The organism is Algoriphagus sp. 4150, assembly GCF_031457395.1.
Classification (GTDB): Bacteria; Bacteroidota; Bacteroidia; order Cytophagales; family Cyclobacteriaceae; genus Algoriphagus.
Window position 1 is genome coordinate 1 of sequence record NZ_JAVDWS010000047.1, and the last position, 9,526, is coordinate 9,526.

Sequence of the window (9,526 nt, forward strand, 5' to 3'; positions counted from 1 at the left end):
GTACACTTGTAAACCAATAAAAGGACTAGCAGAAACAGTCAATCAGTACCTGGATTTAAACGATAACCTGTAAACTATTTTTAGGACGAGTCAAGGCTAGCACAAGATATAATTCTAGTACGTGGATACATGCGGATACACATAAAGAATAATGACGGAAAGGGATTTAGGGACAATTATGAGTTGTGACAGTCTCTTTTTTTCATAAACCCAATGCTATATTTTCAAGAATGATGATGGGATTGGGCTTAGTTATCTTACTGACTTTGGGGCTTGCATTCCCCAAGGTAATTCTTTAAAACCACAAGAATCGAGCTTAAAATGGGAAATAGGCACCGTACGGGTGTTTGGTATGGTTTTGTAGCATTTGTTCTCGAACCATCAACCATTTACAACTATGTTACGCTGGATATTAATTTTCTTAGTAATTGCACTTATTGCTGCAGTGTTAGGATTTGGAGGAATAGCTGCCGGCGCAGCTTCTATCGCCCAGATCATCTTCTACATCTTCTTGGTTTTGCTGGTAATCTCGCTGGTAATGCATCTCTTCAAAAGAGCTTGATTTAGCGGATAGAGAAAAACGGTCAACAATCAGTTTAGTCGCGCCATTCTATTTCATAGGATTGGTGCGACTTTCCGAAAAAAAAAACCACTATGAATTTGGGGTTTGGGACTTTACAGGGAAATTATTTCTAAACTGCATTCTCCGCGTTATCCTCTGGGTTCACCGTGGTTAAAAACTAGACATTCAGAAAAACCCCTACATCCCATGAATAGCGAACCCATTGTTCCGTCGGTAAGAGAGAATAAGTCTAAACATGGAATTATTTTAGACAGCTTACTTCAGGGATTTCTGATTTTACTTCCACTTACCATTATTTTAATTCTTCTTTCGATTGTCTTCAATTTTATTTTTGGAATTGTAGCTCCCCTTAGTTCCGCTTTGAATCCGGGGACCAATGAGCCTCATTGGTTGATCAATTTACTTTCACTTGCCATATTTTGTGCTTTCATATTCCTTATAGGCTTACTAGTTCGTAATAAAGTAGGGAAGGTGTATTTCAAAAGCTTTGAAAGAAAATATCTCACTAAAATTCCTCTTTACAATTTGATTCACCAGACTGTTTATCAGTTTGTAGGCTTGAAGAAACTTCCTTTTTCGGAAGTTGTCTTGTTGGATCCCTTTAGATCAGGAACTATGATGACTGGATTTATCACTGATCAAATAGACGAAAATCTCTATACTATATTTGTTCCTACAGCTCCCAATCCTACCAATGGTAATATTTACCATGTACCGAAAGAGCTTATTACTTTTTTGAATGTAAGCACACAAGATGCCATGCGGACAGTTATGGGAATGGGAACAGGGACGGCGAATATTCTGGCAGGAATGGATATCTCTGAAATCCTTACTAAGGGCAGTATTCAGGAAATCAAGAAAAATCAATTAATGGATAAGGATTTGGATGGAACGCCGCCTCCCCATTCAGACTAGGTCTTTCTCTTGTTTTCCTTTATATATAAATGGCAATTCTGGTGGGAACTGGATTTGAGTACTTTGGAAGAGTTGTTTTTCCCTTAGTAGGATTGGCCTTGCCTAAGCATGAAGCAGGAGTTTAATCATAACTCAAAATATTTCAAGCTGTTCTTTCAGTAACCGAAAGCTCTTTCTATGCCAGATGCAGTCACCGTATTCTTCGATTCCTGATCTGTGAGCTTTGGTGGGGTAGCCCGCATTGCGCTCCCATGCATAATGGGGAAACTCCTCTGCCAACTTCTCCATGAAATTGTCACGGTAAACTTTTGCCAAAATCGAAGCAGCTGCGATGCTGGTGTATTTTCCATCCCCCTTGATTACACAGGTATAGGGGATGGCTAAGTGGGACTTCCATCGATTACCATCGATGAGTAAGTGTTCGGGTAGAATTCCCAGACCCTGAACCGCACGGGTCATTGCAAGAAAGGAGGCATTCAGAATATTAATCGTGTCAATTTCCACCACACTTGCTTCAGCGATTTGCCAGGCTAGAGCTTTGTTTTTGATCTCTTCGATCAGATCTTCCCGCTGTTTTTTGCCCAGCTTCTTGGAGTCATTGATCCAGGGATTGGCATAGTCAGCAGGTAAAATCACCGCTGCAGCGACTACTGGTCCTGCCAGACAACCTCTCCCTACTTCATCACAGCCAGCTTCTATTCGGTTAGCTTCTAAAAAGGGTTTTAGAATCATGGTCCTGATCTTCTCTGATTTTGTAAAATTTGTGAATCATCTCTGCCACCAGACCTGTCCAACCTGTCTGATGAGATGCCCCTAAGCCCGCGCCGCTATCTCCATGAAAATATTCATAGAAGAGAATGTAATCCTTAAAGTGAGGATCTTCCTGGAATTTCTTGTTGCTGGCTCCATATACAGGCCTGTTGCCGTTTTCATCTTTCATGAATATCCGCATGCAGCGGAGGGACAGTTCTTTGGCTATAATGTCCATAGTCATGTATTTGCCTGAACCTGTAGGATACTCTATGGAGAAATCTCCTCCATAATAGAAGTCAAATTTCTTCAGTGATTCGATGATTAGGAAATTGATAGGAAACCAAATAGGTCCTCTCCAGTTGGAATTTCCTCCAAACATCACAGTATCAGATTCTCCGGGGGTATATTTCACAGAAAGCGTTTCCTCTTCTATTTTCATGAAATAAGGATTTTTCTCATGGTATTTTGAGAGTGACCTGATTCCGTAGTCGCTTAGGAATTCGTCAGAATCCAACATCTTCTGCAGCACACTTTTCATTCGGTGTCCTCTCAAAAGTGAAAACAATCTACGCTTATCATAGCCCGGCTGGATCCAGCTGGATACTAATGCTGCCAATTTGGGCTTTTCGCGAAGGAAAAAATCCAACCGCTTCTTAAATTCCGGAAGATTGTCAAAAAGATCTTCCCGGATTGGTTCCACTGCAAAAAGCGGAATCAATCCTACAATAGAGCGGACTTTCATTTTACTGGGCTCTTTGCCGGGGATGTGAAAAACATCGTAGAAGAAATTATCCTCATCATCCCAGAGAGAAATATGCTCTTCGGAGATATTACTCATAGCACCGGCTATGTATAGGAAGTGCTCCAGAAACTTAGTGGCCGTGAATTGATATACTTTATTAAACTCGCATAAATCCAGTGAAATTCTCAGAAGATTCAGAGAAAACATAGCCATCCATGAGGTGGCATCTGCCTGTTCTAATTTTCCGTGGTATTTCTGGGCGTGGCTTCTGTCAAATACAGAAATATTATCCAATCCCAAGAATCCTCCTTCGAAGATGTTCTTGCCATCACTGTCTTTTTGATTTACCCACCAGGTAAAGTTTATCATCAACTTATGAAGCGCCCTTTCCAGAAATTCATGATCTCCTACACCGTTGTTGTTTTTTTTGTCAATCTGATAAATTCGCTGGACAGCATAAGCATGAACAGGAGGGTTCACGTCTGAGAAATTCCACTCGTAAGCAGGAATCTGACCATTGGGATGCATGTACCATTCATTTAGCAAGACAAGGAGCTGATTCTTGGCAAATTCAGAATCTATTCTTGCGATTGGAATAGCATGAAATGCCAAATCCCATGCCGCATACCAGGGATATTCCCACTTATCAGGCATGGAGATGATGTCATAATTTTGCAAGTGCAGCCAATTGCTATTTCTTCCTTCCTTTCTTTCTACGGGAGGTTTGTATCGACCCGGATCGCCTTCCAACCATCGCTCTACATCGTAGTAGTAAAATTGCTTGGACCACATCATGCCCGCATAAGCCTGACGCTGGATATTTACCAAGTCATCATCGGTTACCCTTTCTTGAATTGCCGCATAGAATTCATCTGCTTCCTTTTTTCGCTGCTCCAGACAGGAATCACATAGCCCAAGCGTATTTTCTTCTACCTGATGTTGCATTCGGAGTTTTACCTGTCTGCTTTCACCTGCCGGAATCGTAAGCTCATAGATAGCAGCCGCTTTTGTGCCTTTGCCGGCAGGGTTTAGGTGCTTGGAGTCTCCTTGAACAACAAAGTCATTGATCGCATCTTTGAGGTATTTTTTCTCATTGCCGATGTCATATATTCTTTCCCTATTGGTTTCGTTGTCGCAAAATTTCAGATCGGGATTCCCGTCAAAAGTGATGGAATAATTGCCTGATTTTGGATTGAAAGCTTTGATGGTATTTGCGCCCGTTTTGGAGAGCTTGGGCATAAATGGCTCGTGCCCGGTAAACCATGTTTTGCGGAACCACAAAGTGGGCATTACCCAGATTTTAGCCTCCTCCGGACCGCGGTTGTGAATCGTTGCGACCGCAATGATGTCCTCCACGTCCTGCTTGGCGTATTCGATAAAGATGTCAAAGTATTTGTCCTCGTCAAAAATCCCTGTATCGATCAGTTCATATTCAGGGTCTATTTTGCTTCGCTTGCTATTCTCTTCCAAAAGGTCCTGATAAGGAAACTCTGCCTGAGGATACTTATAGAGCATCTTCATATAGCTATGCGTAGGTGTGGAGTCTAAATAGTAATAGATTTCCTTTACGTCCTCCCCATGGTTTCCCTGATTTCCCGTCAAGCCATAGAAACGTTCTTTTATGAAGGGATCCTTTCCGTTCCAAAAAGCCCAGGCCAGACAAAACTTCTGTTTATAATCCGAAATTCCACCAATACCCTCCTCACCCCACCGATAAGCTTTGCTCCTCGCATCGTCATGGGTTACATTTTCCCAAGCCGAGCCATCAGGGCTATAATCCTCTCTTACCGTTCCCCATTGTCTATCAGTGAGGTAAGGCCCCCATTTCTTCCAATGCTTGATGTGATTTCTATCTTCTTGTAATCGTATATTTTCAGCTGACATGTAATTCTCTAAAGGGCGATATTCGAAATTATCAATTTCTATTTATTATAGCTCGAAAAACCGAGATCCGTTTAGAGATTCTGCGGTTTTTTTTGTGATTTGTCAATTAAACATCCATTCCGTTCAATTGTTGGTGATTCTGGAAATCAAGGTGTTTTTCCCGAAAGCCTAGTTTGACCACGGGCCACACAGCCTAATCTGAACGAAGATTTATCTAAGGTAGTCTGAGTATTTCATTGATATGGCCAAGACTGAAATCCTGAATCAGGAAGCAGACCTTTTCAAATCCTGTGTTGATATCAGTAGGGTACAATTTCCGGATTTCAGCGGCTAAATAATAAGTAATATGATTATCCGCAATGATGCCAGTAGCCATATTTTCCTTGCTTTATTGGCTGGAAGACTCCGCCACGTCGGACAGGCGATGGCGGATGACCGAGGTAGCCTTCATCGCTAAAGTTTATCAAAGCTTATGTCGCTTTTGCTTCCTTGCTGGTAGAAAAGCGGATATACATATAATAAGTAATTATTTCTTCTACTCTAGCAATTGATTACGGGAAAAGAAGAGACGGGTAATGAAAATCCCCTGACCGTCGTCTGCTCCCGCATTGCTTTCTACGCCGGAGGTGACGTAAGTAAGGTTCCAACCCTCACTGATCATACTGTTGATCTTCGATGCAATCATGGCATCGTTTGACGCGATGTTTTGAAAGTTGATCCCTGTAGCAGAAAAGAAATTCAGCAACTTGGTTTCTTCCAGCTCATCGATTTTAATGTCCTTGCGGCTGATTTCTTTTTGGTTACTTTTTGTGCCATCTGTTCTTTCAGTGGCAAATTGAGCCGCGTCTACTTGGGTTTTAGAATCAATAATCCTAGATCTGCCTAATCCCATCGGAACGATAGACTCTACCACAGTGACAATTTTAAATTCCTGTTGGGAAGCCTTGGATATTTCCTGTGCCTTCAATTGGCCCAATGAGACCACACTTACTAGTAGGATAATCAGAGTGTTATTGTACATGATGTGTTTTGGTCTAAATGTAAAAAGAGACACTAGGAATAAAACAAGCTAGAGGAAATTGTTCTGATTTCATAAACTGTCTATCACTTATTCTGAAAGGCATAAATCATCTCTAACGCCGGATCCAGCGACATTCCTCCCGGATTTAGCCCGGGCTTGCCTTCAGGGATTTCCATTCCCAATTTCTCGAAATATACTTCCCAGACCGAAAAGAACTCCTTTGAATTCGGATCTTTAAATGTCATGGGCTGGATTTCGAATACGGGATTTCCATGGTTTGCCTCTTGAAGTGATAAATGAATGAGCTCCGAACAGTAATAAGAATCATTGGATAGATCAAAACCCGAATCATACGGTTTGCCAAGTAGTTTTTCTGCTTCCAGCAGCGCCGTAGGCAGAAGATGCCGGAGCTCGGGTTTGAGTCTACCCACCGCTACTTTAGGCTTTTGGTTTTCGTCTAGGTGACGGCTGAGAAAACTATCCAGAGGAGTCTTTGTTACGCCCTTGGAAATAGCTTCCAATACATACCATTCGTTATTTTCCTGCATCAGAAAGCCATTGTGGGAAAAATCTCTCCCTTCATATCCCGAAGTCACTGCACGGATAGCATCACAGAAATCGCCGCAATCTCCATCTTGGAAGAGAATATCCCCCTGCTGCCAAGCGAAATCAGCCTTGGGCTGACAAGCTACCTGAAAAAGCAGGAAATAAGCCAAAAAAGACGCAAGTAGGATTGGTCTTGCTTTCATATGGACTAGATAGAAAGGATAAAAAACAGAAATCCTACTCCCAGAACCAAAATCATCTTTTGGGCTCTTTCCTTGATCTCGGGGGATAGTTTTCGCCTACGAATCACCAAAACTGCCAAGCTTAACCCTATTAACTGTAGAGCCAACCCAACACCGTTTAGAGGCCCCATCGGAGCATCTAGCACATGGAAGTAGCTATTCAAAAGAGCAAGCGTGCTTAGCACAATGCCGGTGATCCCGAATAAAAAGGAACGTTGAAGTAGTGTCTTTTCTGAATGGTCAGTCCATTTCATTTTATCTGATTCTAATAGTTACGCGCAAGATACAAGACTTCATTCTTCTAGCCCTGCCTAAATTTTGGCTTTTACTTTTTCCAACCTTGAGCCGAAATAATTTGCTATTTCATCCACGCTCATCGCATTGAGCGTCATCTCCTTGGTAAGTCCCCCTTTTCTGCCTACGAGTACGCCATATTTCATGTCGGCATAACCGTCCATTTCATGCGCATCGGGATTGATAGAAAGCTTTACTCCCTGATCCATGGCATATCGTACCCACCTCCAATCCAGATCAAGTCTCCAGGGATTTGCATTGATCTCTATCACGACATTGTTTGCAGCGCAGGCATCAATTATTGCTTTGTGGTCAATAGGGTAGCCTTGACGACGAAGAAGCAATCTTCCTGTAGGATGACCCAAAATAGTGGTGTAAGGATTCTCAATAGCTGTGATCAGTCTACTTGTAGCCCGATTAATATCCATGTTCAGGATGGAGTGGACAGAGGAAACGATAAAGTCGAAACTTGCCAAGACATTGTTTTCATAGTCCAGTTTTCCATCGGAAAGTATATCACTTTCTATTCCTTTGAAAATTCGGAATGGTGCCATTTCCTTATTCAGTTCATCGATTTCCTGATGCTGTTTTAGGATTTTTTCCACTTCCAATCCTCCCGCATAAAAAGCCGTTTTGCTATGATCTGAGATTCCCAGATATTCATAGCCCAGGTCTCTGCAATATTCAGCCATTTGCCTCAGGCTGTGTTTACCGTCACTATAAGTCGAATGGTTATGTAGAATACCCTTAAGGTCTTTGTCTGTAAGTAATTCGGGGATTTTATTCTCTTTGGCCAGCTCAATTTCCCCAAAACCCTCACGCATTTCAGTAGGGATATATTGGAGGCCGTTGATGCTGAAAAACTCGGCTTCACTGGAGTAATTCTTCTTTTGAAGCTTTTGGGCAATGCTTTCTTGCCCATCCACCAGAGAATCTAAGTGAAGCGGAGCGGCACTAAGTGAAAGCTTTTTCCAGAGAAAATCCTCTTTGGAACAGAAGTGAATACTGACCCTCAGGTCTATTTCCTTTAATTTTCCTCTCAGTGTTCTGGGGCCCGATTCCAGTAGAATCCACTCAATGGATTCCATGGCTTTGAGATTGGCTTTTACAGTTGCCAGCTCTTCTGATGCAATCAGAAATTCGGCCTCGGTGATGATTTCCAGCTGCCGGGCAAAATCTCCCACTACCGCCAATTCTGCTCCCCGAGCCATTATCGTAAAGGTTTCTTCCAATTGCCCAATCATTTTGGCTATATCGGCATAGAGCCATTTGCCGGAGTTGGAGGCTGTGAATTCAAGATTTTGGATGATGGTGGTCTGGGTTTTTTCTCCGAAACCTTTGATTTTAGCCACTTTCCCGGATTGACAGGCTTCCATCAGTTCATGGGTGGAGGTGATGCCCAGTTCTTCCCATAATGTTTTCACCTTCTTTGGCCCCAAGCCTTTGATCTGAAGTACTTCCAGAATTCCCTCGGGAGTTTTATTCAGCAATTCTTCCAGTAGGGGAAATGTATCAGTTTCTTTTAGCTGCCGGATTGCTTCCACTATACTTTTTCCAACTCCCTGAATCTTGACAAGTTCGTCCTCACTTAGAACCATGATGTCCTCGTCACCACGTTCTAAGGAAATCAACGCACTTTGATAGCTGCGGATTTTAAACGGGTTTTCATCGTGTAGTTCCATCAGCTGAATGCTGAGCTTTATTTTTTTCAGAAGTGTCTTGTGATCCAAAATTTCCGGGGTTGCGTGAATGTATTTAGACAAATGTCTTGAAATAATGTTTCAATTTAAGAGGCTATAGCTTAACTTAAAATTGAAAATTGATTTTCTGCAGGCTTCTCTTTGCAAAGCACTGGAAAGGAGTAGAATTCATTCTCATGATGGGTGCCATTGAATTGAGAGAATATTTTTACCTTAAGTGAATCAATTGCTTTTAAACTTTCAATCAGCAAAAATATGAACTATTGGATGGTCAAGTCTGAGCCGGAATCGTATTCTTGGGATGACTTCGTTGCGAAAAAGGAGGATGTATGGGATGGTGTGAGGAATTATCAAGCACGGAATTTTCTTCGGGAAATGCAATTGGGCGACCTGGTGTTTTTTTATCACAGTGGAAAAGAAAAAGCTATAGTAGGTATAGCTGAAGTGAGTCAGGAGCAGTTTCCTGACCCGACGGATGAAGCTTGGACGGCAGTGAAACTGAAAGTGAAAAGTCCTTTGGCAAAAAGTATTCCCTTGACAGCTATCAAAGCAGAGGATGGCTTGTCCGATCTGCCTATGCTGAAGCAATCCAGATTGTCGGTGCTGCCTGTAGCCAAAGATGAATTTGATTTACTTCTTAAAATGAGCACATGAAATCGAGCCCGCCTACCGCCAGGCAGGCATGATCCCGTACCTACGGGAACACACAGAGGGATGATTATTCGCCTGGCGAGATTCTCCCGAATCAAGTTCGGGACAGGCTATCTGACCTCTTAAAACAAAATATAAACAGATGAAATATCCATGACGGGAGCGCGACACACAGGGGCATGATTATAAATCCCG

General features: G+C 42.3%; 10 protein-coding genes. 3 read left to right on the top strand and 7 right to left on the bottom strand.

Features of this window, described 5'->3' with window-relative positions:
- Positions 1-397: 397 nt before the first annotated feature.
- Positions 398-562, top strand: coding sequence for a DUF1328 family protein (locus tag J2X69_RS24320; RefSeq protein ID WP_310109356.1), 165 nt, complete (start codon positions 398-400; stop codon positions 560-562).
- A 207-nt stretch (positions 563-769) separates the two neighbouring features.
- Positions 770-1,498 carry a DUF502 domain-containing protein gene (locus tag J2X69_RS24325; protein WP_310109359.1) on the top strand — a complete coding sequence of 243 codons (729 nt, stop codon included), beginning with the start codon at positions 770-772 and terminating at the stop codon, positions 1,496-1,498.
- A gap of 132 nt (positions 1,499-1,630) precedes the next feature.
- Here J2X69_RS24325 and J2X69_RS24330 read toward each other — a convergent pair whose 3' ends face one another.
- From J2X69_RS24330 to J2X69_RS24360, 7 genes are all read right to left on the bottom strand, one after another.
- The gene (locus J2X69_RS24330; RefSeq protein ID WP_310109362.1) at positions 1,631-2,230 is read right to left on the bottom strand and encodes a ribonuclease HII; all 600 of its coding nucleotides are present in this window, start codon (positions 2,228-2,230) and stop codon (positions 1,631-1,633) included.
- Positions 2,202-4,877, bottom strand: coding sequence for an MGH1-like glycoside hydrolase domain-containing protein (locus tag J2X69_RS24335; RefSeq protein WP_310109365.1), 2,676 nt, complete (start codon positions 4,875-4,877; stop codon positions 2,202-2,204). Before J2X69_RS24335 ends, J2X69_RS24330 begins: the two co-directional genes overlap by 29 nt.
- A 214-nt stretch (positions 4,878-5,091) precedes the next feature.
- Positions 5,092-5,253 (bottom strand): hypothetical protein, encoded by a 162-nt coding sequence (locus J2X69_RS24340; protein ID WP_310109368.1) that lies wholly within the window; start codon positions 5,251-5,253, stop codon positions 5,092-5,094.
- Positions 5,254-5,412: 159 nt separating this feature from the next.
- The gene (locus J2X69_RS24345; protein WP_310109371.1) at positions 5,413-5,898 is read right to left on the bottom strand and encodes a hypothetical protein; all 486 of its coding nucleotides are present in this window, start codon (positions 5,896-5,898) and stop codon (positions 5,413-5,415) included.
- Between the two features lie 83 nt (positions 5,899-5,981).
- A complete protein-coding gene (locus J2X69_RS24350) occupies positions 5,982-6,647 on the bottom strand; it encodes a YiiX/YebB-like N1pC/P60 family cysteine hydrolase (protein WP_310109374.1) in 666 nt (221 codons plus the stop codon).
- Between the two features lie 5 nt (positions 6,648-6,652).
- Positions 6,653-6,940, bottom strand: coding sequence for a hypothetical protein (locus J2X69_RS24355; protein WP_310109377.1), 288 nt, complete (start codon positions 6,938-6,940; stop codon positions 6,653-6,655).
- A 57-nt stretch (positions 6,941-6,997) separates the two neighbouring features.
- Positions 6,998-8,662 (bottom strand): helix-hairpin-helix domain-containing protein, encoded by a 1,665-nt coding sequence (locus tag J2X69_RS24360; protein WP_310109382.1) that lies wholly within the window; start codon positions 8,660-8,662, stop codon positions 6,998-7,000.
- Positions 8,663-8,935: 273 nt separating this feature from the next.
- Between J2X69_RS24360 and J2X69_RS24365 the strand changes: the two genes are divergently transcribed.
- Positions 8,936-9,334 (top strand): EVE domain-containing protein, encoded by a 399-nt coding sequence (locus tag J2X69_RS24365; protein WP_310109380.1) that lies wholly within the window; start codon positions 8,936-8,938, stop codon positions 9,332-9,334.
- Positions 9,335-9,526: the final 192 nt, after the last annotated feature.